Annotated in this window: 23 protein-coding genes; 11 read left to right on the top strand and 12 right to left on the bottom strand. The window is 60.5% G+C overall.

The features are described 5' to 3' along the window. Window positions 1–12 precede the first annotated feature (12 nt). The 3 genes from V6607_RS18380 to pepN are packed head-to-tail and all read left to right on the top strand — an operon-like array spanning window position 13 to window position 3,771. Complete coding sequence (locus V6607_RS18380) at window positions 13–273, top strand: DUF1315 family protein (RefSeq protein ID WP_003217900.1); 261 nt, start codon at window positions 13–15, stop codon at window positions 271–273. Continuing rightward, window positions 270–1,100, top strand: a complete 831-nt coding sequence (locus V6607_RS18375; RefSeq protein WP_003217902.1) for a DUF2797 domain-containing protein — start codon at window positions 270–272, stop codon at window positions 1,098–1,100. Before V6607_RS18380 ends, V6607_RS18375 begins: the two co-directional genes overlap by 4 nt. Window positions 1,101–1,113: 13 nt before the next feature. Further along, on the top strand, window positions 1,114–3,771 hold the full coding sequence (gene pepN, locus V6607_RS18370) for an aminopeptidase N (protein WP_134326789.1): 2,658 nt from the start codon (window positions 1,114–1,116) through the stop codon (window positions 3,769–3,771). A gap of 121 nt (window positions 3,772–3,892) precedes the next feature. Here pepN and V6607_RS18365 read toward each other — a convergent pair whose 3' ends face one another. Then, window positions 3,893–4,948 carry an aldo/keto reductase gene (locus tag V6607_RS18365; protein WP_102369259.1) on the bottom strand — a complete coding sequence of 352 codons (1,056 nt, stop codon included), beginning with the start codon at window positions 4,946–4,948 and terminating at the stop codon, window positions 3,893–3,895. A 182-nt stretch (window positions 4,949–5,130) separates the two neighbouring features. On the opposite strand from V6607_RS18365, the gene V6607_RS18360 reads away from it, so the two are divergent. From V6607_RS18360 to V6607_RS18345, 4 genes are all read left to right on the top strand, one after another. Further along, window positions 5,131–5,847, top strand: coding sequence for a YafY family protein (locus V6607_RS18360; RefSeq protein ID WP_032898885.1), 717 nt, complete (start codon window positions 5,131–5,133; stop codon window positions 5,845–5,847). Between the two features lie 52 nt (window positions 5,848–5,899). Next, window positions 5,900–6,241, top strand: coding sequence for a nuclear transport factor 2 family protein (locus V6607_RS18355; RefSeq protein WP_008432007.1), 342 nt, complete (start codon window positions 5,900–5,902; stop codon window positions 6,239–6,241). 22 nt (window positions 6,242–6,263) lie between these two features. Then, window positions 6,264–7,397 (top strand): cell division protein ZapE, encoded by a 1,134-nt coding sequence (zapE, locus tag V6607_RS18350; RefSeq protein ID WP_134326788.1) that lies wholly within the window; start codon window positions 6,264–6,266, stop codon window positions 7,395–7,397. 91 nt (window positions 7,398–7,488) lie between these two features. Then, the gene (locus tag V6607_RS18345) at window positions 7,489–7,980 is read left to right on the top strand and encodes a GNAT family N-acetyltransferase (protein ID WP_134326787.1); all 492 of its coding nucleotides are present in this window, start codon (window positions 7,489–7,491) and stop codon (window positions 7,978–7,980) included. A gap of 99 nt (window positions 7,981–8,079) precedes the next feature. Here V6607_RS18345 and V6607_RS18340 read toward each other — a convergent pair whose 3' ends face one another. The 4 genes from V6607_RS18340 to V6607_RS18325 form a co-directional block, all read right to left on the bottom strand. Further along, the gene (locus V6607_RS18340; RefSeq protein ID WP_003217916.1) at window positions 8,080–8,295 is read right to left on the bottom strand and encodes a hypothetical protein; all 216 of its coding nucleotides are present in this window, start codon (window positions 8,293–8,295) and stop codon (window positions 8,080–8,082) included. Window positions 8,296–8,445: 150 nt separating this feature from the next. Next, on the bottom strand, window positions 8,446–10,695 hold the full coding sequence (locus V6607_RS18335; protein WP_134326786.1) for a TonB-dependent siderophore receptor: 2,250 nt from the start codon (window positions 10,693–10,695) through the stop codon (window positions 8,446–8,448). A gap of 155 nt (window positions 10,696–10,850) precedes the next feature. Next, on the bottom strand, window positions 10,851–12,590 hold the full coding sequence (locus V6607_RS18330; RefSeq protein WP_008432015.1) for a phosphoethanolamine transferase CptA: 1,740 nt from the start codon (window positions 12,588–12,590) through the stop codon (window positions 10,851–10,853). A gap of 154 nt (window positions 12,591–12,744) precedes the next feature. After that, window positions 12,745–12,921, bottom strand: coding sequence for a DUF6026 family protein (locus V6607_RS18325; RefSeq protein WP_023658901.1), 177 nt, complete (start codon window positions 12,919–12,921; stop codon window positions 12,745–12,747). A 244-nt stretch (window positions 12,922–13,165) separates the two neighbouring features. Between V6607_RS18325 and gnd the strand changes: the two genes are divergently transcribed. Genes gnd through V6607_RS18310 form a run of 3 tightly spaced genes read left to right on the top strand, consistent with a single transcriptional unit; the run spans window position 13,166 to window position 16,514 of the window. Continuing rightward, complete coding sequence (gene gnd / locus V6607_RS18320; RefSeq protein WP_256579633.1) at window positions 13,166–14,173, top strand: phosphogluconate dehydrogenase (NAD(+)-dependent, decarboxylating); 1,008 nt, start codon at window positions 13,166–13,168, stop codon at window positions 14,171–14,173. Further along, window positions 14,170–15,693 carry a glucose-6-phosphate dehydrogenase gene (gene zwf / locus V6607_RS18315; protein WP_003217928.1) on the top strand — a complete coding sequence of 508 codons (1,524 nt, stop codon included), beginning with the start codon at window positions 14,170–14,172 and terminating at the stop codon, window positions 15,691–15,693. Before gnd ends, zwf begins: the two co-directional genes overlap by 4 nt. Beyond that, the gene (locus V6607_RS18310; RefSeq protein ID WP_003217930.1) at window positions 15,690–16,514 is read left to right on the top strand and encodes an HAD family hydrolase; all 825 of its coding nucleotides are present in this window, start codon (window positions 15,690–15,692) and stop codon (window positions 16,512–16,514) included. Before zwf ends, V6607_RS18310 begins: the two co-directional genes overlap by 4 nt. Window positions 16,515–16,651: 137 nt before the next feature. Here V6607_RS18310 and V6607_RS18305 read toward each other — a convergent pair whose 3' ends face one another. After that, window positions 16,652–16,912 carry a hypothetical protein gene (locus tag V6607_RS18305; RefSeq protein WP_088423840.1) on the bottom strand — a complete coding sequence of 87 codons (261 nt, stop codon included), beginning with the start codon at window positions 16,910–16,912 and terminating at the stop codon, window positions 16,652–16,654. Between the two features lie 343 nt (window positions 16,913–17,255). On the opposite strand from V6607_RS18305, the gene V6607_RS18300 reads away from it, so the two are divergent. After that, a complete protein-coding gene (locus V6607_RS18300) occupies window positions 17,256–18,584 on the top strand; it encodes a sigma-54 dependent transcriptional regulator (protein ID WP_003217935.1) in 1,329 nt (442 codons plus the stop codon). A gap of 65 nt (window positions 18,585–18,649) precedes the next feature. Here V6607_RS18300 and V6607_RS18295 read toward each other — a convergent pair whose 3' ends face one another. The 6 genes from V6607_RS18295 to V6607_RS18270 form a co-directional block, all read right to left on the bottom strand. Then, window positions 18,650–19,963 carry an autotransporter domain-containing protein gene (locus V6607_RS18295; protein WP_043224814.1) on the bottom strand — a complete coding sequence of 438 codons (1,314 nt, stop codon included), beginning with the start codon at window positions 19,961–19,963 and terminating at the stop codon, window positions 18,650–18,652. Window positions 19,964–20,012: 49 nt separating this feature from the next. Next, the gene (locus V6607_RS18290) at window positions 20,013–20,762 is read right to left on the bottom strand and encodes a hypothetical protein (RefSeq protein ID WP_003217939.1); all 750 of its coding nucleotides are present in this window, start codon (window positions 20,760–20,762) and stop codon (window positions 20,013–20,015) included. 37 nt (window positions 20,763–20,799) lie between these two features. Next, window positions 20,800–21,480 (bottom strand): C39 family peptidase, encoded by a 681-nt coding sequence (locus tag V6607_RS18285; protein WP_003217941.1) that lies wholly within the window; start codon window positions 21,478–21,480, stop codon window positions 20,800–20,802. A gap of 61 nt (window positions 21,481–21,541) precedes the next feature. Next, window positions 21,542–22,237 (bottom strand): hypothetical protein, encoded by a 696-nt coding sequence (locus V6607_RS18280; protein ID WP_008432027.1) that lies wholly within the window; start codon window positions 22,235–22,237, stop codon window positions 21,542–21,544. Window positions 22,238–22,316: 79 nt separating this feature from the next. Further along, window positions 22,317–22,874: an adhesin gene (locus V6607_RS18275; protein WP_102605640.1), complete on the bottom strand. Its 558-nt coding sequence runs from the start codon at window positions 22,872–22,874 to the stop codon at window positions 22,317–22,319. A gap of 1 nt (window position 22,875) precedes the next feature. Beyond that, a complete protein-coding gene (locus V6607_RS18270; protein ID WP_003217947.1) occupies window positions 22,876–23,322 on the bottom strand; it encodes a hypothetical protein in 447 nt (148 codons plus the stop codon). Window positions 23,323–23,383 lie beyond the last annotated feature (61 nt).

The following is a 23,383-nucleotide window of genomic DNA, read 5'->3' as shown; positions in this document are numbered from 1 at the left end:
AGGAAGAGTCTTATGTCCTCTTTTGTCGAAATGATCGAAAACATCACCCCGGACATCTACGAGAGCCTCAAGCTCGCCGTGGAAATCGGCAAATGGTCCGATGGCCGCAAGCTCACCGCCGAGCAGCGTGAACTGTCGTTGCAGGCGGTGATCGCCTGGGAACTGCAGAACCTGCCGGAAGACCAGCGCACCGGCTACATGGGCCCGCAGGAATGCGCCTCGAAGTCGGCGCCGGTGCCGAACATCCTGTTCAAGTCGGATGCCATCCATTGATTGAGATTGGCCGTGGTGCAGTCAGCAAGATGTCGGCGCAGTTGGGTGAGCCGACCGTTCAATACGCGTTTCGCCTGGGCGATACCGAGGTGCCGGTCAATCCATTGATCGGCACTACCGTGCGCCTGGAATACCTCGGTGCGATCCATTGCACCCATTGCGGTCGCAAGACCAAGACCAGTTTCAGCCAGGGTTACTGCTACCCGTGCATGACCAAACTGGCCCAGTGCGACCTGTGCATCATGAGCCCCGAGCGCTGCCATTACGACGCCGGCACCTGCCGCGATCCGGCCTGGGGTGAAAAATTCTGCATGACCGACCACGTGGTGTACCTGGCGAACTCGTCGGGGATCAAGGTCGGCATCACCCGCGCCAGCCAGCTGCCGACCCGCTGGCTCGACCAGGGTGCCAGCCAGGCGCTGCCGATCATGCGCGTTGCCACGCGCCAGCAGTCGGGCTTCGTCGAAGACCTGTTCCGCAGCCAGGTGGCCGACAAGACCAACTGGCGCGCGCTGCTCAAGGGCGATGCCCAGGCCGTCGACCTTGCGCAGGTGCGCGACGAACTTTTCGCCAGCTGTGCCGAAGGCATGCTTGGTTTGCAGGAACGCTTTGGCCTGCAGGCCATCCAACCGGTGACCGACATCGAACCGATCGAAATCCGCTACCCGATCGAGCAGTATCCGACCAAGATCGTCAGCTTCAACCTGGACAAGAACCCGATTGCCGAAGGCACGCTGATGGGGATCAAGGGCCAATACCTGATCTTCGATACCGGCGTGATCAATATTCGTAAATACACGGCCTACCAGCTCGCCGTGCATCAGTAGAAGGACGACAGACATGCGCACCGAACAGCCGAAGATGATTTACCTGAAGGACTATCAGGCGCCGGACTACCTGATCGACGAGACGCACCTGACCTTCGAGTTGTTCGAGGACCATAGCCTGGTCCACGCGCAGCTGGTGATGCGCCGCAACCCCGAGCGCGGCGCCGGCTTGCCGCCGCTGGTGCTGGACGGGCAGCAGTTGGAGCTGCTGTCGGTGAACCTGGCCGACCAGGAACTGACCGACGCCGACTACCAGTTGAGCGACAGCCACCTGACCGTGCACCCCACCAGCGCGACCTTCACCCTCGACACCACGGTGAAGATCCACCCGGAAACCAATACCGCCCTGGAAGGCCTGTACAAATCCGGCGGCATGTTCTGCACCCAGTGCGAGGCCGAGGGTTTCCGCAAGATCACCTATTACCTCGACCGTCCGGACGTGATGAGCGTGTTCACCACCACGGTGATCGCCGAGCAACACAGCTACCCGGTGTTGCTGTCCAACGGCAACCCGATTGCTTCCGGCCCTGGCGAAGACGGCCGGCACTGGGCGACCTGGGAAGATCCGTTCAAGAAGCCGGCGTACCTGTTTGCACTGGTGGCCGGTGATTTGTGGTGTGTCGAAGACACCTTCACCACCATGACCGAGCGCACCGTGGCGCTGCGTATCTATGTCGAGCCGGAAAACATCGACAAGTGCCAGCACGCCATGAACAGCCTGAAGAAATCCATGCGCTGGGACGAGGAAGTCTATGGCCGTGAGTACGATCTCGACATCTTCATGATCGTCGCGGTCAACGACTTCAACATGGGCGCCATGGAAAACAAGGGCCTCAACATCTTCAACTCCAGCGCCGTGCTGGCCCGTGCCGAAACCGCCACCGACGCCGCGCACCAACGGGTCGAGGCGATCGTTGCCCACGAATACTTCCACAACTGGTCGGGCAACCGCGTGACTTGCCGCGACTGGTTCCAGCTGTCGCTGAAGGAAGGCTTCACGGTGTTCCGTGATTCGCAGTTCTCTGCCGACATGAATTCGGCCACCGTCAAGCGCATCCAGGACGTGGCTTATCTGCGCACTCACCAGTTCGCCGAAGATGCCGGTCCCATGGCCCACGCGGTGCGTCCGGACGGCTTTATCGAGATCTCCAACTTCTACACCCTGACCGTGTACGAAAAGGGCTCGGAAGTCGTCCGTATGATCCAAACCTTGCTCGGCGCCGAAGGGTTCCGCAACGGCAGCGACCTGTACTTCGAACGCCACGACGGCCAGGCTGTGACCTGCGATGACTTCATCAAGGCCATGGAAGACGCCAACGGCGCTGACCTGACCCAGTTCAAGCGCTGGTACAGCCAGGCCGGTACGCCACGCCTGGCGGTGAGCGAGTCCTACGACGCGGCGGCTAAAACCTACAGCCTGACCTTCCGTCAAAGCTGCCCGGAAACCCCGGACAAGGTGGAAAAACTGCCGTTCGTGATTCCGGTTGAGCTGGGCCTGCTGGACGGGAAAGGCGCGGGCATCGCCTTGCGCCTGGCCGGTGAAACCGCTGCCGGCGCCACGTCCCGCGTGATCTCGGTGACCGAAGCCGAACAGACCTTCACCTTTGTCGACATCGCCGAGCACCCGCTGCCGTCGCTGCTGCGTGGCTTCTCGGCGCCGGTGAAGCTGAGCTTCCCGTATAACCGCGACCAACTGATGTTCCTGATGCAGCACGACAGCGATGGCTTCAATCGCTGGGACGCCGGCCAGCAGCTGTCGGTGCAGGTGTTGCAGGAGCTGATTGCCCAACATCAGCAGGGCAAGGCGCTGGTGCTGGATCAACGCCTTATCACTGCACTGCGCAGCGTATTGAGCGACGAAAGCCTGGACCAGGCGATGGTCGCCGAGATGCTCTCGCTGCCGAGCGAAGCCTACCTGACTGAAATCAGCGAAGTGGCGGATGTCGACGCCATCCACACGGCCCGCGAGTTTGCTCGCAAGCAGTTGGCCGACAACCTGTTCGAAGGCCTGTGGCTGCGTTACCAGGCCAATCGCGACCTGTCGAAGAAAACCCCGTACGTGGCCGAGGCGGAACACTTTGCCCGTCGCGCCTTGCAGAACATTGCGCTGTCGTACCTGATGCTCAGTGGCAAGCCGGAAGTGCTGGCGGCGACCCTTGAACAGTTCGACGCGTGCGACAACATGACCGAGCGCCTGACGGCCCTGGCGGTGCTGGTCAACTCGCCGTTCGAAGAAGAAAAAGCCAAGGCGCTGGCGGTGTTTGCCGAGAACTTCAAGGACAACCAGCTGGTCATGGACCAGTGGTTCAGCGTACAGGCGGGCAATGGTTTGCCGGGCGCGCTGGAGCGGGTCAAGACGTTGATGCAGCACCCTGCGTTCAACATCAAGAACCCGAACAAGGTGCGGGCACTGGTGGGCGCGTTTGCCGGGCAGAACCTGATCAACTTCCACGCGGCGGATGGTTCGGGTTATCGGTTCCTGGCGGACCTGGTGATCCAGTTGAATGGCTTCAACCCCCAGATTGCTTCGCGGCAATTGGCGCCGTTGACCCGCTGGCGCAAGTACGACAGCGCGCGGCAGGCGCTGATGAAAGGCGAGCTGGAGCGGATTCGCGCTTCGGGCGAGCTGTCCAGCGATGTGTTTGAAGTGGTGAGCAAAAGCCTCGCTTAACTGAGGCTGAGTACTGCATCTGTGGCGAGGGAGCTTGCTCCCGCTGGAGTGCGCAGCGCTCCCAAGATTTTGGGGCCGCTACGCAGTCCAGCGGGAGCAAGTTCCCTCGCCACAACGGGTCTTAGATAACCGGCGGCCAGCGCAGGTCTTGTGCATCATCGTCCGTATAACGTGGGAAGCGTTCCGCGATCATCTCGTGGGGCACGCCCAGCGGTATCGCGCTGGCAGCATCCAGGCGGGCCACTTGCTCAGCCGAGAGTTGCACACTCAACGCACCCAGGGTGCCGTCCAGTTGTTCGCGGGTACGCGGCCCCAGGATCGGGATCAGCGCGGTGGTAGAACGACGGGCCTTTTCCCGCAGCCAGGCGATGGCGATGTGAGTCGGCGTGGCGTCCAGTTCACCGGCAACCGCCAGCAGGGTGTCGAGCACTGCGGTTTCCCGTGCGCTTTTTTCAGCGTGGACCAAAATCCCCAGCTTGCTGGCGCGGGTATCGTCCTGGCTGTTGCGGTACTTCCCGGTCAGAAAACCACCCCCCAGCGGTGACCATAAAGTCGCGGCCAGGCCCAGGGCCTCGGCCATGGGCAGCAGCTCGCGGTCAGCGGTGCGTTCGGCCAGGCTGTATTCGGTCTGGATCGCTACCAGCGGCGCAAAGCCGCGCACTTCAGCGAGTAGGTCGGCGCGGGCAATGCGCCAGGCGGGGAAGTTGGACAGCCCGGCGTAGTGGATCTTGCCGGCACGCACCAGGTCATCAAACCCCCGCAGGATCTCTTCCATCGGCGTGACGTTGTCGCTGATATGCGCCCAGAACAGGTCGATGTGGTCGGTGTTCAAGCGTTTCAGGCTTTCTTCGACGGCGCGCACCATGTTCTTGCGGTTGTTGCCAAGCTTGAGGGTGCCTTCGTCTTGAGGCTGGGTGCGCAGGGTGTATTTGCTGGCGATCACCAAGCGGTCGCGTTCCGAGGCAATGAACTCGCCGAGCAGTACTTCCGATTGGCCGAACTGGTAGCCGTTGGCGGTATCGAGGAAGTTTCCGCCGGCCTCCAGATAGCCGTCGTAGATTCGCTTGGACTCTTCGCGCTCGGCGCCGTGGCCCCAGCCTGTGCCGAAATTGGCGGTGCCCAGGGCCAGCTCTGAAACCCGCAAGCCGCTGCGACGGCCAAAGACTTTATTGCGCATACCGAAACTCCTGACGCTGTGGTTGGTTTAAATGTTTCGCAACATCTATTAAATATGATGCGAGTCATATATTTCGTCAAGGGGCTTTTTTGGCGGCTGAAGGGAAGGGTGCCTGCTCCTGACACTTTCTGACGGAGGCCTCTGCTAAGCTGCGCCACCTTTCTTTTTTGAGCGTGATCAACGTGTCGCGTACCAGTCGTCTGTTGACCTTGTTGCAAGTCCTGCGGGGCAAAAAGCGCCCGGTGACGGCCGCCGTGCTGGCGGCAGAACTGGAGATTTCCGAGCGCACGCTGTACCGCGATATCGCCGAACTGACCGCGTTGGGCGCACCGATCTACGGCGAGGCGGGCGTGGGCTATGTGCTGCGTGCGGGCCTGTTCCTGCCGCCGCTGATGCTCAATGCCGACGAGACCGAAGCCATCGTGCTGGGCTTGCGGTATGTCGACCAGCGCGGTGATGACGTACTGAGCCAGGCGGCGGCCAATGCGCTTGCAAAGATCGCCGACGTGCTTGACCCGGCTGCCCAGGAAGCCTTGCGCAATCCGACGGTGCTGCCGGGCCCGCCAGGCTTCGGCTACCCGGAAAACCGCGTGCCGTTGAATGTGTTCCGCGAGGCCATTCGCGGCCAGGCCAAGCTGCACATCGACTACGCCGATGCCAGCCAGACCGCCAGCCAGCGCCTGATCTGGCCCCTGGCCCTGGGCTTTCTCAACGAAGTGCGGGTGATCGTCGCATGGTGTGAATTGCGTGGGGCCTATCGCACCTTCCGCACCGACCGAGTGGCCGCCGCGCGCCTGCAAGGTGAACGTTATCCTGGCCGCCGCAGCGACTGGTTGCGGGGCTGGCGCAAGCTGATGGAACAGAACGAATCCGGGCCGTTCACTCCTGACAAGAACTGACACAACGCTGCTTTAGGATGGCTCCATAAATCACTAAAAAGGAGCTGTCACCATGTCCCAACCCACCCCTGAACTGGCCCCGGCTATTGCAACCTACATTGCCGCGGCGAATGCCGGCGACACCTCGCTGGTGGCCGACTGTTTCGCCGAAGATGCCAACGTGTTCGACGAAGGCGAGCACCGGGTCGGTACCGCCGCCATCGCCCGCTGGATGGAAGACACCGGGCGTCGTTACCAGCCCAGGGTCCAGGTGCTGAATGTGCAGCACCGCACGGGCAAGGTGCTGGTCAGCAACCTGATCACCGGCAGCTTTCCCGGCAGCCCGCTGGAGCTGCGCTATACCTTCCGCCTCAATGAACACGGCAAGATTGCCCGATTGGATATTTCCCTGTAGCCGTCATGGCATACTGCCGGGCATGACTTTCGACTCGCCACTTGCCGCCTATCAGCACGCCATCACCGAACAGGGTTTTGTCCCCGACGACGCCCAGCGTGAGGCGGTGCAAGCCCTGCAGGACTGCCATCAGGCCTTGCACCACGGCCATGGGCCCATCACCGGGGTGTACCTGTGGGGCCCGGTCGGCCGGGGCAAGACCTGGCTGATGGACCAGTTCTACCAAAGCCTGCGAGTGCCAGCGCGGCGCCAGCATTTTCATCACTTCATGGGCTGGGTGCACCAGCGTTCATTCCAGCTCACGGGCACCCACGATCCCTTGCAGGCCTTGGCCCGCGAACTGAGCCGGGAAGTGCGGGTGCTGTGTTTCGATGAGTTGTTTGTCAACGACATTGGTGACGCCATCATCCTCGGCCGGCTGTTCCAGGTGATGTTCGAGGAAGGCGTGGTGATGGTCTGCACGTCCAACCAGCCACCGGACCAGCTGTACGCCGAAGGTTTCAACCGGGATCGTTTCCTGCCGGGAATCGAGGCGATCAAACAGCATATGCGGGTGGTGGCAGTCGATGGCGGGGAGGATCATCGGCTGCACCCGGGCACCGCACTGCAGCGTTACTGGGTCGACCAGCCCGACGCGTTGGCCGAGGTGTTTCGCCAGTTAAGCGCCGGGCAGGCAGTGAGCAGCGACCCGGTTGCGGTCGGCTACCGTTCCATCGTGGCAGTGCAGTCCGGTGAAACCGTGCTGTGGTGTCGCTACGCCGATCTGTGTGAACAGCCGTTGGCGGCGATGGATTTCATGCTGCTGTGTGATCGGTTCAAGGCCATTTTGCTCGGCGAGGTGCCCAACCTCAGCGCGCAAAAGCGCCCGGGACGAATCGCCCGTGGCACCGAAGACGCTGCCGAACGGGTGGACGCCGGGGACCGGGAACTGCCGGAACTGTCGGTGCATGACGACAGCGTCCGGCGTTTCATCGCGCTGGTGGACGAGTGCTACGACCGCAAGGTGCCGCTGTACATCGAGGCCCGGGTGCCGCTGGAAAGCCTCTACACCGAGGGTTACCTGGAGTTTCCATTCCGCCGCACCCTGAGCCGCCTGCAGGAGATGCAACTGGCGCGGTTTGGCGAGCCTGGCGCGCTTTCACGCGGGCAAATGTAGTTAATCTCCTTCATCTAATGCCTGCACCACGCTTACAATCGAGCCCTTTTATGGGGACCGAGTCCCTGTCGCACCGTCAACGAGGAAGGAAATGGACAGCGCAGACATCCTGGTGCTGCAAGCCAGCTACACCAATCCGGTACACGCCGAGGCCATTGGCCTGGTGCTCAATCATTACGCCGAAGACCCCATGGGCGGTGGCCACAGCCTGCCGGCCGACCGCTTGCAGCAACTGCCGGCAGAGCTGGCCAAGCGTGCCCACGCGTTCAGTGTGCTGGCCTTTGTCAGCGGTACGCCGGCCGGCCTGGTGAACTGCTTTGAAGGGTTTTCCACCTTTGCCTGCCGCCCGCTGGTCAACGTGCACGACGTGGTAGTGATGGATCAATTCCGTGGCCTGGGGCTGAGTCAGAAGATGCTGCAAAAGGTCGAGGAAATTGCTCGCCAGCGCGGTTGCTGCAAGATCACCCTCGAGGTGCTTGAAGGCAACGCCGTGGCGCAGTCGGCGTATCGAAAGTTTGGGTTTGATGATTCGGTATTTGATCCGCAACATGGCCGGATGTTGTTCTGGAGCAAGCCGCTTTAATTAATGTTTATTTAATTAAAGGCAAAAAAAAGGCGCCAGCAAGTGGCGCCAAATTGACCTTGGCTATCAGAGCGGAATAGCACAGGTATTGCGGGTAAATCAGCTGTTCGGTGTGTTGGTAGTTTGGTCGGCCGTTGCCGGCTTTTCGGTCTTGCCGTCAGCCATTGCGGTTTGCTGGGCAGCACCGTGAGTCTGTTCCTGAACGAAGGTGAAGTTGTTGTAGAACTCCTTCGAACGCTCTGAGCCGCCTTCTGCAAAGGCGGCTACGGAAGTCATGGTCATCAGGCCGGCAAGGATAACAGTCGAAAATTTCATGGCAGTGTCTCAGTAAGTGTGTTGGGTCCGCGCGTTGTCATCAGCGGCGGGATGGGGAGACTGTGGGCCAATGATATTAAGTAAGGGTTAACCTCGCGCTGACCGAAAGTTAACGATTTCGTTAACTTCCAATCTTTAGCAGCGATGAATTCAGAGCTTCCAGTCCAGTGCAACGCTGATAGAGCGCGGGTCTCCCCAATACACGCCGTTATAGAAGCCGACGCGCTCGTAATATTTTTTATCAAATAGGTTGTTGATATTAAGTGACGCCGACAAGTGGTCATCGAACTCATAGCGCGACATCAGGTTGACCACGGTATAGGCCTGCTGGGTGATCCGGGTGCGCTCCCGGATCAGCGTTCCATTGGTGTCCCGGCCAACCGGGCGATAGGCGAAGTCGTAGAAGTCGCTTTGCCAATTCACCGCGCCGCCGACCGTCAGCGCGTGCCATTCGCCGGGCAGGCGGTAGGCCGTGGACACGCGCAGCAGGTTCAGCGGCAGGTGGGTGTTATTGCGCTGCTTGTCCCCGTTCAGGGAGTGGGTGTAGGTGTATCCGGCGGTCAGGTTCCAGTCGGGGCGCACCTCTCCGGACACCTCTACCTCGAAACCCTGAACCTTGTTGCCTTTGCCGCCGGATGTGAAGAACTGCTCACCGGTCTCCGGATCCGGTGGGGTCAAACTGTCCAGTTCCGCGACGTTGTCCTGTTTGCTCCAGAAGTACGCGGCCGCCAGGTTCAGGCGCTCTTCCAGCAGGCTGCCCTTGATGCCCACTTCATAGTTGCTGCCTACCACCGGCTCCAGGTATTGCTTGCTGGCGGTGCGTTCTTCCTGCGGGTTGAAGATATCGGTGTAGCTGGCGTAGACGGTGTACTCCGGGGTCAGGTCGTAGAGCAGGCCGGCGTAGGGTGTCCACATGTCGTTGTGGGTCTGGCTGGATTTTGACGTACCGAGGAACTGGTCAGTGTCCCTGTTGTAGTTGTAGGTGGTGCTCTCGATCTCCCAACTGCCGTAGCGGCTGCCCAATACCGCATGCAGGCGATCGGTCAGGCTCAGGCGGGTGGCCAGGTAGCCGGCCTTTTGCCGGGTGCTGCCTTGTTCGCCCTTGAGGCCGGTGTTGGTGTCGGGGAATTTGCCGATCCCGCCCATGTGTTTCCAATCGTCGATGCTGGTGTAGTCCTTCGGCACCTTACCGCTGCGCAGGTGTGGCGAAGAGTCACGCTGCTCGGACTCGCCGTAACCCACCATCAATTCGTGCTCACGACCCAGCAGGGCATAGGACCCGGACAGGTTCAAGTCGACCACGTCCATTTTCGAGGTGCCGAGCATGTGGCTGGTCCAGGCGGTCATGCCGCTGCGGTCGGCATTCGGGAAGCCTGAGCCGCCGTAATAGACCTTGCCGTCGGTGTCGCTTTCGCGGTGGGTATAGGCGGCCTTCAGGTGCCAGTCACCCGCCAGGCGGTGGTCGAGGGTAGCGAAGGTGGTTTCATCTTTCAGCGGCCAGGAACTCCAGTGGGCCGCGATGTTGGCGGAGCGGGGCAGCCTGGCTTTGCTGCCGTCGCTGTTCCAGTAGGGCAAGGTGCCCCACGCGGTGCCCTGCACATGCTTGTTCTGGTAATCGAAGCCCACCGCCAGCACCGTGTCGTCGGTCAGGTCGCCTTCGAGGATGCCGTAGCCGACTTCCCGTTGCAGCGCGTAGTTGTCGCGGTAGGACTGGCTGTCCCGGTAGGCAAGCACCGTACGGCCGCGCAGGCGCCCGTCAAATGCCAGGGGGCCGCCAACGTCCAGGTAGCTGTAGTAATTGTCGTGGGAGCCGCCACTGACGCCTGTCTTGGCCTGCCACTGTGCGGTCGGGCGTTTGCGCACCATGTTGACCGTGGCCGAGGGGTCGCCGGCGCCGGTGGTCAGGCCGGTGGCGCCGCGGACCACTTCGACCCGGTCGTAGATGATGGTGTCGGCATCGGACTTCATGCGGCCGAAGGTGTTGAGCATGCCGTCAATCTGGAAGTTGGTGATGCCGTAGCCGCGCGAGGAATAGCCGACCCGGTCGGAGTCCAGGTGCTGCACCACCACGCCGGTGGTCTGGCGCATCACTTCGGTCAGGGTGTTGAGGTTGAAGTCGTCCATCTGCTGGCGGGTGATCACCGAGACCGACTGCGGGGTTTCCTTGATGGACAGGTTCAGCCGGGTGGCGGTGCCCATTGAGCCTGTGGTGTAGGCACCGGTGTGTTCGGTGTTGGCGCCAAGGCCTTCGGCGGTGATGCTGGTGCTGCCCAGTTCCAGGGCTTTGGCCGGCGCTTGGGATTCCTGGTCGGGGTCGTTTTCGGCCAGCAGGTCCGGGCTCAGCGCCACGCTGAAGAGGCCCAGGGTCAAGGTCATGGAACGGGTAATAGGCGCGAACATCGCGGCGAACTCCTTGTCGTCTATGAAAAATGCCATTGGCTCAAAGACGAAAGGAGACGGGGAACTTTAGCGCTAAACGAGAATAATTATTATCTTTACGTTACAGCTAAATCGGGTTTCACCGCATTGCGCGGATGAAACCCGGGCGATTCAAGCTACTTGACGACCACGTTGGCGGCGTCTGGCTTGGGCTTGATCAGGCTGAAATCAATCAGCGGTTTTTGCTGGCGTGCATACGGGTCGCCAATCATCCGTGGCCGAGGCTTGAAGCTGTCACTGACCAGGCTCTTGCTGTGGTCCAGTTCGTCGAAGCTCAACCCGGCCATGTCGGCCCAGGTATGGATCAGCTGCGAGCTGGTGTAAGGGCGCTGCAAGTCACCGGCAAAACTCCAGTCATGGCTTTCACGCCACTTGGGTGATGCGTAGGCCATGAACGGAATGGTGTACATCGGTGCTGTCGGCTTGCCTTCGTTGCGGCCCAGGGTGTTGTGGCCGGCCGAATCGAACACGTCTTCGCCGTGGTCGGAAAGGTACAGCAGGAATCCGTTCGGATCGGTCTTGGCGTAGTCCTTGATCAGGCTCGACACCACGAAATCGTTGTAAAGCACCGCATTGTCGTAGCTGTTGTAGGTCGGCAACTGTGCGTCGCTGACCCCCTCAGGCACGCCCTGGCGGTCGGTGAACTTGTCGAAGGTCGGCGGGTAGCGGTACTGGTAGCTCATGTGGGTGCCCAGCAGGTGCACCACGATGAATTTGCGTTCGGCAGTGTCGGACATGGCCTTGGCAAATGGCTCCAGCACGTCGCCGTCATACTGGCGCGCATTCTGGTTGCGGTTGTTGTTCAGGTACACCTGCTCGTCGGCCTGTTCGGAAAAGGTCGTGAGCATGGTGTTGCGCTTGGTCATGGTCTGCTGGTTGGTGATCCAGAAGGTCTTGTAGCCGGCCTGCTTCATCACGCTGACGATGGACGGGGTCTTGAGGTACAGGTCCGGGTTTTCTTCGTCGGCGAAGGTCAGCACCTGTTGCAGCGCCTCGATAGTGTACGGGCGCGGGGTAATGACGTTGTCGAACACCGCCAGTTGGTCCCGCAGCTTGTCCAGTTCCGGCGTGGTGTTGCGCGGGTAGCCATACAGGCTCATGCGCTGGCGGTTGGTGGACTCGCCGATCACCAGCACCAGGGTCGACGGCTGGCCGGCCATGCTGTCCTTGAGGTTGGTCAGGGGCGGGATCTTGCTGGCGCTGGTCAGCATGCCTTGCATGTTATCCAGTTGTTCGGTGTAGCGGCGGTAGGCGACGATCATCTGCCATGGCACTGCCGGCTCGATACGGGTTTCGAAGCGGTCGATGGCCAGTTCCATGGTCTCGCTCTTGGCGATCTGCTTGACCAGCGGGTAGCCGACGATGGCAATCACGATTGCGGCAGCCGCCAGCATGGCCTGGCCACGTGGCAGGTAAACCGGGCGTACGCGGGTCCACAGGAAAACGGCCATGGCGGTGTGGGCAATGAACGCCAGCACGATCCACCAGGCAAAGTATTGGGTGGCGTATTCGCCGGCTTCAGAGATGTTCGACTCGAACATGATGAAGATGACGCTTTGAGAGAATTCCTGCTGGTAGATGAAGAAATAACCCAGGCTGGCCATGGAACAGGCCCACAGCACCACGCCAATCAACCCCGCCACCAGGCGCGCGCGACGTGGGAACAACAGCATCGGCGCCAGCCACAGGGCGCTCATGAAGAATGCCTGGCGGAAACCACTGAAGCCGGAGGTGCCGGTCAGTTGGATCAGCAGTTGGGTAATGCCCGAGAAATACCAGAAGAACAGAAACATCCAGCCGAGGCCGGCCCAATCAAAACCTTTCGCAGACGTAGTGCTGCGTTTGAACATCGCCATCCAGCGCTCCAACCCGATAATTTCAGTGTCAACGCGCAGGGATGCACGCAAACAGAGGGCCTGCGCACGTAGCGCGGCCCTATTCGGCGGGAGTATCGGGAGGGGGATGTGAAAACTTCGTGAGTTATTCCTGAACGGTTCGTTCAGCCCACGTTCAGCAAAGTGCGGGCTGGGTGCCGGACGGCTGATTGAGCTGGCCCTGCAGGTGCGAGCGCAAACGCATGACTTCCTGCTGCAGTTGGTCGCGCTCGTTTTTCAACTGGCGCAATTCATCGCGGCGAATGGTGACGTAGAGGGTCTGTGGCGGACGGGTCATGTGTGCAGTGCTCATTGCTTACCTCGCAAATAGCCGGTCTATCGCGGTGCCAGAGCGCTTGAATCGAGGCTCTCGGCAACAGTCGGGGCAATTCTGAATTCTTTTTTTAATGAAGGGAACTTTTTTATTTTTGATGGTCGTTGTGACTTTTAACCCACTGAAGGCGAAAGGATGGCCACTTTTTGTCATGAAACTATGCCAATCCGCTCTGGACTAACCCTCATTAGCCTCATTGCGCTATAAACTGTGACACACATTTATTCGTAGTAAGGAGCATCAGCACATGCAACTGGGGATTATTGGACTAGGCCGCATGGGTGGCAACATTGCGCGGCGCCTGATGCTCAATGGGCATACCACCGTGGTTTACGACCGCAATGAAGCATTCGTAAAAGGTCTGGCAGGCGAGGGCGCCACGGGCGTTGCTGACCTGGCAGGTCTGGTGGCCGGGCTGCAAAAGCCCCGGGCGATCTGGGTGATGCTGCCGGCAGGCGACCCGACCGAGAACACCATTGAAGAACTGAGCCAACTGCTTGAAGACGGTGATGTGATCATCGACGGCGGCAACACCTTCTATAAGGATGACATCCGTCGGGCCAAGGCCCTGTCGGAAAAAGGCCTGCACTATGTCGACGTCGGCACCTCCGGCGGCGTCTGGGGCCTGGAGCGCGGCTACTGCATGATGATCGGCGGCGACGCCGAGACCGTTAAGCTGCTGGACCCGATCTTCGAAAGCCTGGCACCGGGCCTGGGCACCATCCCGCGTACCAAGGACCGTTCCGCCGCAGCGGACAGCCGTGCCGAGCGCGGCTATATCCACGCAGGGCCTGCCGGTTCCGGGCACTTCGTCAAGATGATCCACAACGGCATCGAGTACGGGATGATGCAGGCCTTCGCCGAAGGTTTCGACATTCTCAAGACCAAGAATTCGGAGAACCTGCCGCAAGACCAGCGCTTCGACCTGAATGTTGCCGATATCGCCGAAGTCTGGCGCCGCGGCAGCGTGGTGTCGTCCTGGCTGCTGGACCTGACCGCCGACGCCCTGGCCACCGATCCGAAGCTCGACGGGTATTCCGGCTCGGTCGCCGACAGTGGCGAAGGCCGCTGGACCATCGAGGCCGCCATGGAACAATCGGTACCGGTTCCGGTGCTGTCGAACTCGCTGTTCGCACGCTTCCGCTCCCGCCAGCAAAGTACCTACGGTGACAAAATGCTTTCTGCCATGCGCTTCGGCTTTGGCGGCCATGTGGAGACTCCCAAAAAATGACCGCCAACGGCAAGAAACCCAAGGCCGAACCCGCTCCGCCCACCACACTGTTTCTGTTTGGTGCCCACGGTGACCTGGTCAAGCGCCTGCTCATGCCGGCGCTGTACAACCTCAGCCGCGACGGGCTGCTGGGCGATGGCTTGCGCATTGTCGGCGTTGATCACAACGCCATCAGCGACGCCGATTTCGCCAAGAAGCTCGAGGACTTCATTCGCACCGAGGCCGCCAGCAAGGTCAAGGGCAATGCCGAGAACGCCCTGGACCCTGCATTGTGGGAACAGTTGGCCAAAGGCATCAGCTACGTCGAGGGTGATTTCCTCGACGACGGCACCTACGCCGATATCGGCAAGAAGATTGCCGACAGCGGTACTGGCAACGCGGTGTTTTACCTTGCCACTGCGCCGCGTTTCTTCGCCGAAGTGGTGCAGCGCCTCGGCGCGGCCGGCTTGCTGGAAGAAACCCCGGAGGCGTTCCGCCGGGTGGTGATCGAAAAGCCGTTCGGCTCCGACCTCGCCACTGCCGAAGCGCTGAACGCCTGCCTGCTCAAAGTGATGAGCGAAAAGCAGATCTACCGCATCGACCATTACCTGGGCAAGGAAACCGTCCAGAACATCCTCATCAGCCGTTTTTCCAATGTGCTGTTCGAGGCGTTCTGGAACAACCACTACATTGACCACGTACAAATCACCGCCGCCGAAACCGTCGGCGTGGAAACCCGTGGCAGTTTCTTCGAACACACCGGCACCCTGCGGGACATGGTGCCCAATCACCTGTTCCAGTTGCTGGCGATGGTCGCCATGGAACCGCCGGCTGCCTTTGGTGCCGACGCAGTGCGGGGCGAGAAGGCCAAGGTGATCGGGGCCATCCGGCCCTGGTCGCTGGAAGACGCACGGGCCAACTCGGTGCGTGGCCAGTACACCTCGGGTGAAGTCGGCGGCAAGCAGTTGCCGGGTTACCGCGAAGAGGCCAATGTTGCGCCAGACAGCAGCACCGAGACCTTCGTTGCCCTCAAGGTGTTGATCGACAACTGGCGTTGGGTGGGTGTGCCGTTTTACCTGCGCACCGGCAAGCGCATGAGCATCCGCGACACCGAGATCATCATCTGCTTCAAGCCGGCGCCTTACGCGCAGTTCCGTGATACCGAGGTCGATGAACTCAAGCCGACGTACCTGAAGATCCAGATCCAGCCGAATGAAGGCATGTGGTTCGACCTGCTGGCGAAAAAGCCCGGGCCGACCCTGGACATGGCCAACGTGGAGCTGGGGTTTGCCTACAAGGACTTCTTCGAGATGCAGCCGTCGACAGGTTACGAAACCCTGATCTACGACTGCATGACCGGCGACCAGACCTTGTTCCAGCGCGCCGACAACATCGAGAACGGCTGGCGTGCGGTGCAGCCTTTTCTCGATGCGTGGAAGCAGGATGACGGCATCCAGGCCTACAAGGCGGGTGAGGACGGCCCGGCGGCGGCTGATGCGTTGCTGGCCCGCGATGGCCGTACCTGGCACAGCCTCGGATGAGTGACTTGCCGAGTCAACCCATCCGTTTTGTGTTGAGTGATATGGATGGCACTTTGCTGCATCCGGATCACAGCCTCAGCCAGCGCACCATTGATACGGTTCGCGCCTTGCGCGCGGCCGGGGTGTTTTTCAGCCTGGCCAGCGGGCGACCTCCCAAGGCCATGCGTCAGCAGGTCGAAGCACTGGGCATCGATGTGCCGATTGCCGGCTTCAACGGCGGCACGCTGGTCAATCCCGACGGCAGTATTCTGGTGGCGCATCACTTGCCGGCAGAAGCGGCGCTGGTGGCGTTGGCCTTGTTTACGCCGCAGCCGGACGTTGAAGTCTGGCTGTTTGCCGACGGCGACTGGCTGCGTCGCGATCCCGGGGGACCGATGGCGGTTCGCGAGGAGCACGGCCTGGGCTATGGGGCGATCGTGGTGGAGAGCTTCGAGCCGTATCTGGATCGGGTCGACAAGATTGTTGCGGCCAGTACCAATACCCAGCTGCTGATGGAGCTTGAGGCGCAGTTGCAGCCCAGGGTCGAGGGATTGGCCCAGGTGTCGCGTTCGCAGCCGGTGTTCCTGGATGTCACCGCCATGAAGGCCAACAAGGGTGAAGCATTGAGAACCCTTGCGGCGCACCTCGGTGTGCCACTGCAACAGACCGCAGCCATCGGTGATGGCGGCAATGACCCGGCGATGTTTCATGTGGCGGGGTTGTCGATTGCCATGGGCCAGGCAGAAGAGGTGGTCAAGCGCCAGGCCAGCGTCGTGACCGGCAGCAATGTCGATGACGGTGCGGCGGAAGCCATCGAGCGGTTTATTCTCTCGGCCTATTGATCGGTAACCACACTAATAAGTAGTCAGCTATGCAAAGTTGCAACTTGCATGGCTGACTGTCCACTTGAGTTAGTGCGGGTCAATATATTGCGCAGCCGGGCGGCACACTTTCGGGTGCCGTCTCACGCACGCTTCAGTTACTTGGGCATTGCCCAGGATTGCAACTGGTAGCCATCTTTGTCGAGTTCGGCACGGGCCTGCAACAGCAAGTCCTCGAGCTGTGCCGGGTCGGTATAAGTGCTGGAAGACAGCTGCTTGCTACCGATACGGGTATTGGTGCGGTCGATGACGCTCAGGCTCAGGGCGCCGTTGCCGTCGTGCCAGGCCACACATTGAAAGGGCTGGAAAGCACGGTCTGCGATCAAAAGAGCTTCGTTGATGCGGAGCGGGGCGTTCATGGGGTCTTCTCTCTAAATGCCCATTCAAGTGGAAGCCGTTGGTTGGGCGTGCCTAACGACTGGTTACTTGTACTGATGCACGATCACCGGGTGCGGGTCACATGTTAGAAGAAGATTTTTTAACTTTCCCTGATTAAAGTCATGTAAGGGGCTATTTTGAAAGCCTCATGAAAGTTATGCCGCGGCAATTGACCGCACCCGACTGACATAAAAGACCCGGTTCGTTCGCGACTTATAGCGAATCGGTACAAAGGGTGCGTCAAGATCTTGCTAGGGTTATCAGCAGACTTTGCAAATAGTTGTTTTTAAATAACTTTAACGATTTTGACGCCAAGGAATAGTCATGATTGTTACACCTGCCCCGCGCCGCCTGCTTGTGGTCGATCCCTGTGATGACTGCCATCGGCTATTGCCCGGTTTGCGCGCAGCGGGGTGGGACGTGGACAGCTGCGCCCTCGAGTCGGTGGGTGAGCGCTCCTGTGACGTGGGTTTGTTGCGCCTGCAGCCGTTTCACCTGGAGCGACCCGAAGCGGTCAAGGAACTGATCAGCCGCAGCGGCACCGAGTGGATTGCGGTGCTTAACCAGGAAGTGCTGCGCCTGCAGAATGTCGGCGATTTTGTCTGTGAGTGGTTCTTCGACTTCCATACCTTGCCGTTTGACGTGTCGCGGGTGCAGGTCACCCTGGGCCGCGCCTTCGGCATGGCGCGCCTGCGGGGCAAGGGTAACAACGCGCCTGCGGGCCAGCCGGAACACGAGTTGCTGGGGGACAGCCGTCCGATCCGGGAATTGCGCAAGCTGCTCGCCAAGCTGGCGCCCACTGAATCCCCGGTGTTGATCCGTGGCGACAGCGGCACCGGCAAGGAATTGGTCGCGCGTACCTTGCATCGCCAATCCCAGCGCCATGCCAAGCCGTTTGTGGCGATCAATTGCGGGGCGATTCCCGAACACCTGATCCAGTCCGAACTGTTCGGCCATGAGAAGGGCGCCTTCACCGGCGCCCATCAGCGCAAGGTGGGGCGGATCGAGGCGGCGCACGGCGGCACCTTGTTTCTCGATGAGATCGGCGACTTGCCCATGGAGCTGCAAGCCAACCTGCTGCGTTTTCTCCAGGAAAAACAGATCGAGCGAGTCGGCGGCAGCCAGCCGATTGCGGTGGATGTACGCGTGTTGGCGGCCACCCACGTCGACTTGGAGGCCGCGGTGGCAAAGGGTACTTTTCGCGAAGACTTGTATTACCGGCTCAACGTCCTGCAAGTGGTCACCGCGCCGTTGCGCGAGCGCCACGGTGACGTGGCGATGCTGGCCAACCATTTTTCACACTTCTACAGCCAGGAAACCGGCCGCCGTCCCCGCAGCTTCAGTGAAGACGCACTGGTGGCCATGGGCGAGCACGGTTGGCCGGGCAATGTGCGCGAGTTGGCCAACCGCGTGCGGCGGGGCCTGGTACTGGCGGAAGGGCGGCAAATCGAAGCCGTTGATCTGGGATTGCAGAGCCAGCAGGCAATCGCGCTGCCGATGGCTACACTGGAGGATTACAAGCACCGTGCCGAACGCCAGGCACTGTGCGATGTGCTCAACCGGCACAGCGACAACCTGAGTGTCGCGGCGCGTGTGCTGGGGGTTTCCCGGCCGACGTTCTACCGGTTGCTGCACAAACACCAGATCCGCTAGGGCGGGTAAACCGAAAAGCCCCGCAACGACCCTTATCGTTGCGGGGCTTTTCCCGTTGTCATGCCTTAAAAATAATACGGGAACTTCAGGCTGAAGCTGAACGACGGCGCATCCGGTGTGATCCCGATGGCCAGGTTCGGCACGATGGTCAGGTTGTCGCTTGCCGCAATCGTCATGCCCACGTTGAAGTAACCCGCGTTGGCATCGCTGGAAACCACTGACTGCCAGTCGCCGCCATCCGGCTTGAGCTTGCTCTTGCGTTGCACCAGGTCGGACACCGAGAACGACATACTCATCTTCTCGTTCAACGCAAACGCCACGCCTGCGCCGATCTGGAAGCTGTCGCCCAACTGCACTTTCCCCGGGGTCTTCTGGCCGACCTGGGAGCTGATATCGCTGAACGAGTCTTCGAAGTTGTGGGTGTACGACAGCGAGCCAAACAATACCGCCGGGTCGAAGGTCTTGACCAGCGAGATACCCGGCGTGATCGACCACACACCGTTGCCGGTGGGCAGGCTTTCCGGCACGAAAAGGTTGGTGTTGCTGGATGACTGGACCAGCTTGATCCCAAACGGATCTTCGCCGGTGGGCGCCTTGACCCGCACCGACACCACGGCATCCGGCAGGTTGACGCTCTCGTCGAGGAATTTGTAGGCAATCCCGAAGTTGACGTCGCCGATAGTCGGGTCACGCGTGACCGATTGTTCCGAGGTCGCGGTGCCGCTGCCACCGTTGGCACCACCGGACTGATAGGTCGACTCGCGGTACACCACCGGCACGTTTATATCGAACTGCCAGCGGTTGTCGAGGTTGTAGCGGCCCGTGAGGTCGACGGTCCAGTTATCCGACTTGATCCGGTCCAGGTTGATGTTGCCGAGGAAGATCGAGTCCAGCGCCAGGAAGCCGTTGAGGGTCAACTGGCGGGCATCGTAGCGGGAATAGGTGACGCCGGTTTCAAAGCTGAACTTGCCGTTGCCAAAGAACCCGCTGGCCTCGTTATACAAGTTGCTCACGCTCTGTGCCGGGGCCGAATCATCCTTGAGGGACTGGCCGTAGGACGCGCCACCGGCTGCACCGCCCGAGGCCGCAGCCGCGCCGACTCCCGGCGTGTTGCCGGCCACCGTGGTGCCGCCTTTCTGGAAGTCTGCCGGGGATTTGGCCAGGCGCTTGGGCGGCGGCGCCACCGGTTGTTCTTCCACCTGGCGTACCCGTTGCTCCAGCACCGCCAGTGCTTTTTGCTGCACTTCGTAGCGTTGCTTGAGCTCCAGCAATTCCTTTTTCAATGTGTCTATGTCGGTGTCCGGCGCGGCATACAACATGGATGCGGGCAGGAGCGTGCTTAAACAAATTACGGCACGTAACGATAGCGATCGATGCATGGAATAAGCCGTCCCTTTCTAATGCGCAAGTGTCGAGGCACAGCGTAGTTCAATAACCGTTAGGGCGTAGGCCCCTGAGCTGATTCAGGTTGAGGTTCTGCCCCAAATTGTTCAAACCGTTGTTGCCCAGCACCACATTGAGTTGGGTCATGTTGCTGACGAAGTTGCTGTTACCCTGCAAAACCGTGCCTTGCAGGACATTCCCGGCGCCGATCTGCTGCAACGAATTGCCCTGATTGTTGTTGGCCAGGATCGCCATTTGCAGCCCGCCATTGGCGGCCGACACCGTGACCTGGCCGGCACCCGTGCTGCCGGTGACCGACTGGCCAGCCACCAGGGCTTGTCCGGACTGGACGACATTGGCCGGCGACAAGCCATTCTGGTTCACATTGATATTCACGTTATTGCTGGCGGTGTTGCCATCGCCGGCGGCGCGCACGCTTTGGGTCACACCCTGGCCACTGCCCAGGCCGGCACCACCGACCACCGTGCCGGTGCCATTCGGCTGGTTGGGCGAGACTTTGGTGGGGCTGTCGGTTACCTGCACATAGAACTGCGGGGTGACGGTCGACGCGTTGACGTTCATGCTGGCCGAGCCGGTCACGCTGTCGCCGGCGGCATTGGTCCAGGTACTGCTCATCACGATGCCAAAACTGATGATCCGCCCCGGCATCACGTAGCGACCGCGCAGGTCAGCCAGTTCCGAGTCCTTTATTTCAATCGGTTTGAACACCGATGACGCATAAGCGGGCATTGAGGCTGCCAGGCACATGACCGTCAGCCAACGGTAAGTGTTCATCGTTTGCTCCTGGAGCGTCCTGCCCCTTATTGCGCTTCTAGAAGAAGTCGCTCTGGATAAAACCGAAGTCCATCAATTCACTGTCCCGCACCGGACTGAACTCATTGATTCTGTTTTTCGCCGTCAGTGGGGTGGGCGGGTCGAGCAGCACGTTGGTCTTGTCATAACCTTCGCCCAATACCGCGAAGACGATGCCATTCCAGCCTTTGACGAAGTCGTCGCGGGCATAGCGTTTATGGCCCAGTACCGGGTCGCCGATGTACACCCAGTCCTTGTCGGCGCGCTGCATCACCACGAAGTGCTTGTAGCCGCGAATCTCCAGCAACACCACCACCGGGATCTTCACCGTGAGCAGGGTGTCTGCATTGATCCGGTAACCCCGGGCGCGCATCCCGATGCTTTCCAGGTAGCGCTTCATGTCCAACATCGAAAAGCCCTGGGTACGCACCAGGTCCTGATCGGCGTTGACCAGCATGCCCTTGATGATGTGGTCTTCATCCACATCCATCCAGTAGGCCTGGCGCAGGATGGTGGCCAGGGCGGCGGCACCGCAGCTGAAATCGGTTTTCTGTTCCACCAGGTTGGCGAACTTGCGTTCACGGATGCTCTCGACCTTCTTGAAAATCACGCCACCGCCGGGCATGGCAGCAATCGCCATTTGCCCCGCCCAAGTCGGGCCGGTGAGCAATAACAGGAGGGTGAGGGCGATGATCCGCATGATCGAATGGCCTGGAGGACACTGGAATAAAAAGGGGCCTTGTCGCCAAGGCCCCGTTGCATCAGAAACGTACGCCGGAGGAAATCACAGTGGTGTTGCCCTGCTGATTGCCCACGCCTGCAGCAATGTTGGCGCCCAGGTTGCCCGAAGAGCCATTAAGCGAGTTGTTGGCGCTGGCGTTGTTCACGACAGGCAGGTAAGTGTGGCTGCCCCATGGGCCAGACTGAGTGGCCACGGTATTGAGGAAGGTGTTGTCGACGCTGGTTTGAGTAGTGTTGCTCGAGGCAGCGGCGGCGGCACCACTGGCAGAAGCAATTGCCAGTTGGTTTTTCTGTTGGTTGAAGTTACCCGCGGCAACGCTCACACCCAGGTTGCCGGAGCTGCCGTTGGCCGAGTTGTTGAGCGAAGCGTTGTTGTGGGTAGCCACTTGCACCGAGACGTTGTTGCGGTTGTCTTGGGTAATGGTAGCTTGGGCAAACACGGCATCTGCATCACCGGCCGCAATGGCGGTCTGGTTGTCTTGTTGGTTGCCATCACCGGCTGCGATGTTGGCCTGGGCGTTGCCGCTGCTGCCGTTCAACGAGTTGTTGGCCGACGCGTTGTTCTGGGTGCCCAGGTTGAGCACGCCATTGTGGTTGCTCGATTGCGCATCGGAAACGGCGGCTACTGCAGCGGTAGGCTGATGAGTAGGTGGGTTGGCATGTGCGGCGGCAGCCATGATTGCAGCGAGAGCGAAGGCCAGTGGTTTAAGAGCCATTGTAGTTTTCATGGTATTTCCCCTTGCTTCTAATTAGTTGGTTAAGTGTTGGTACGGTCCAGCTTCGAGCTCCAATGAATCATTGGATCTGTACGTTCAGGGCGTTAGCCATGCGGTTCCCCACCCCGGCACTCTGATTCACCTGTACCACTCCACGGCTGCCGGTGAAGGCCTGGTCGCTTGTGACGACCTGGCGGCTGCCAGTGGTAGAGGTGAACCCTGAGTTTGGTGACAGCGCCACGTTCTGTTGCGACATGACGCTGTCGTCGATGCTTTGCGGGCCAGCATTCACGCTGATCCGCACCGCATTGATCATCTGGTTGCTGGCCCCGGCCGACTGGTTGACGCCCAGTACACCGCTGCCATTGCTGAAAGAGCTGCCCTGGATCGCCACCTTGGCGTTCTGGGAGCGATCGGCCGGTGCGCCGCCGATGGTCTGGCTGAGGGCGCCGCCCGCCTGGGAGTTGCTGCCCGCCGAAATCGCGCGGCTGTTGAGCTGTTGTTGCTGACTGCCGGCCGCCTGGTTGATCGAGACGATGCCGTTGTATTGCTTGCCGGAGTTGTCGATCACTGCGCTGTTGTCAGCCATGGCCGCCGAGCAGCCCAGGATCGCCAGGAACAACCAGGAATGGTTCATCTCACTGGCCTCCCATCAGGCTGCCGATATTGTTCAAAGGCGCCATGCCGCGGGAGATTGAGCCGTTGATCTGCCCCGAGAGGCTGGAGCCGCCACCATGGCCGGCCGCTGCGCCGCCACCAAGGCCTACGCCACCCCCGTTGTTGGTCAAGCCGGGAAGGTTGCCGCCAGGCAGGATGGCGCGAGTGATGCTGGAGCCGCTGCTGATGTTGGCGTAGTCGTTGTCGCTCAGCTCGCTGGTGGCCCGCAGGATCTGTGGAGAAGAATTGGCATTGACGGTGACCGGGTTGGGATCGACGCCAGCGGTGCGGCCAGCCATGTGGCCCTGGACGGTGCGCTGAATCACGATCACACCGTCGCCTGCCGCGAGCACCGGGAGGCTCACGCTGGTACTCAGTACACAGCTGATCAGCAGAAGGCTCAACGAGCCTGGATTAAGTGTCTTCACGACGGCATTCCTTATTCTTGGCGCTGACCCTAAACAGCGCTGTCAGGAAGAGAGCAGGAGC

It is taken from the genome of Pseudomonas sp. KK18, from assembly GCF_037094675.1.
In the GTDB taxonomy this organism is placed as follows: domain Bacteria; phylum Pseudomonadota; class Gammaproteobacteria; order Pseudomonadales; family Pseudomonadaceae; genus Aquipseudomonas.
This window is presented reverse-complemented; position numbering and strand designations above follow the sequence as displayed.

Coding starts and splice junctions, on each gene's coding strand:
- V6607_RS18380 (WP_003217900.1), top strand. CDS start 13: ATGTCCTCTTTTGTCGAAATGATCGAAAACATCACCCCGGACATCTAC.
- pepN (WP_134326789.1), top strand. CDS start 1,114: ATGCGCACCGAACAGCCGAAGATGATTTACCTGAAGGACTATCAGGCG.
- V6607_RS18365 (WP_102369259.1), bottom strand. CDS start 4,948: ATGCGCAATAAAGTCTTTGGCCGTCGCAGCGGCTTGCGGGTTTCAGAG.
- V6607_RS18355 (WP_008432007.1), top strand. CDS start 5,900: ATGTCCCAACCCACCCCTGAACTGGCCCCGGCTATTGCAACCTACATT.
- zapE (WP_134326788.1), top strand. CDS start 6,264: ATGACTTTCGACTCGCCACTTGCCGCCTATCAGCACGCCATCACCGAA.
- V6607_RS18345 (WP_134326787.1), top strand. CDS start 7,489: ATGGACAGCGCAGACATCCTGGTGCTGCAAGCCAGCTACACCAATCCG.
- V6607_RS18340 (WP_003217916.1), bottom strand. CDS start 8,295: ATGAAATTTTCGACTGTTATCCTTGCCGGCCTGATGACCATGACTTCC.
- V6607_RS18335 (WP_134326786.1), bottom strand. CDS start 10,695: ATGTTCGCGCCTATTACCCGTTCCATGACCTTGACCCTGGGCCTCTTC.
- V6607_RS18330 (WP_008432015.1), bottom strand. CDS start 12,590: ATGGCGATGTTCAAACGCAGCACTACGTCTGCGAAAGGTTTTGATTGG.
- V6607_RS18325 (WP_023658901.1), bottom strand. CDS start 12,921: ATGAGCACTGCACACATGACCCGTCCGCCACAGACCCTCTACGTCACC.
- zwf (WP_003217928.1), top strand. CDS start 14,170: ATGACCGCCAACGGCAAGAAACCCAAGGCCGAACCCGCTCCGCCCACC.
- V6607_RS18310 (WP_003217930.1), top strand. CDS start 15,690: ATGAGTGACTTGCCGAGTCAACCCATCCGTTTTGTGTTGAGTGATATG.
- V6607_RS18305 (WP_088423840.1), bottom strand. CDS start 16,912: ATGAACGCCCCGCTCCGCATCAACGAAGCTCTTTTGATCGCAGACCGT.
- V6607_RS18300 (WP_003217935.1), top strand. CDS start 17,256: ATGATTGTTACACCTGCCCCGCGCCGCCTGCTTGTGGTCGATCCCTGT.
- V6607_RS18295 (WP_043224814.1), bottom strand. CDS start 19,963: ATGCATCGATCGCTATCGTTACGTGCCGTAATTTGTTTAAGCACGCTC.
- V6607_RS18290 (WP_003217939.1), bottom strand. CDS start 20,762: ATGAACACTTACCGTTGGCTGACGGTCATGTGCCTGGCAGCCTCAATG.
- V6607_RS18285 (WP_003217941.1), bottom strand. CDS start 21,480: ATGCGGATCATCGCCCTCACCCTCCTGTTATTGCTCACCGGCCCGACT.
- V6607_RS18280 (WP_008432027.1), bottom strand. CDS start 22,237: ATGGCTCTTAAACCACTGGCCTTCGCTCTCGCTGCAATCATGGCTGCC.
- V6607_RS18275 (WP_102605640.1), bottom strand. CDS start 22,874: ATGAACCATTCCTGGTTGTTCCTGGCGATCCTGGGCTGCTCGGCGGCC.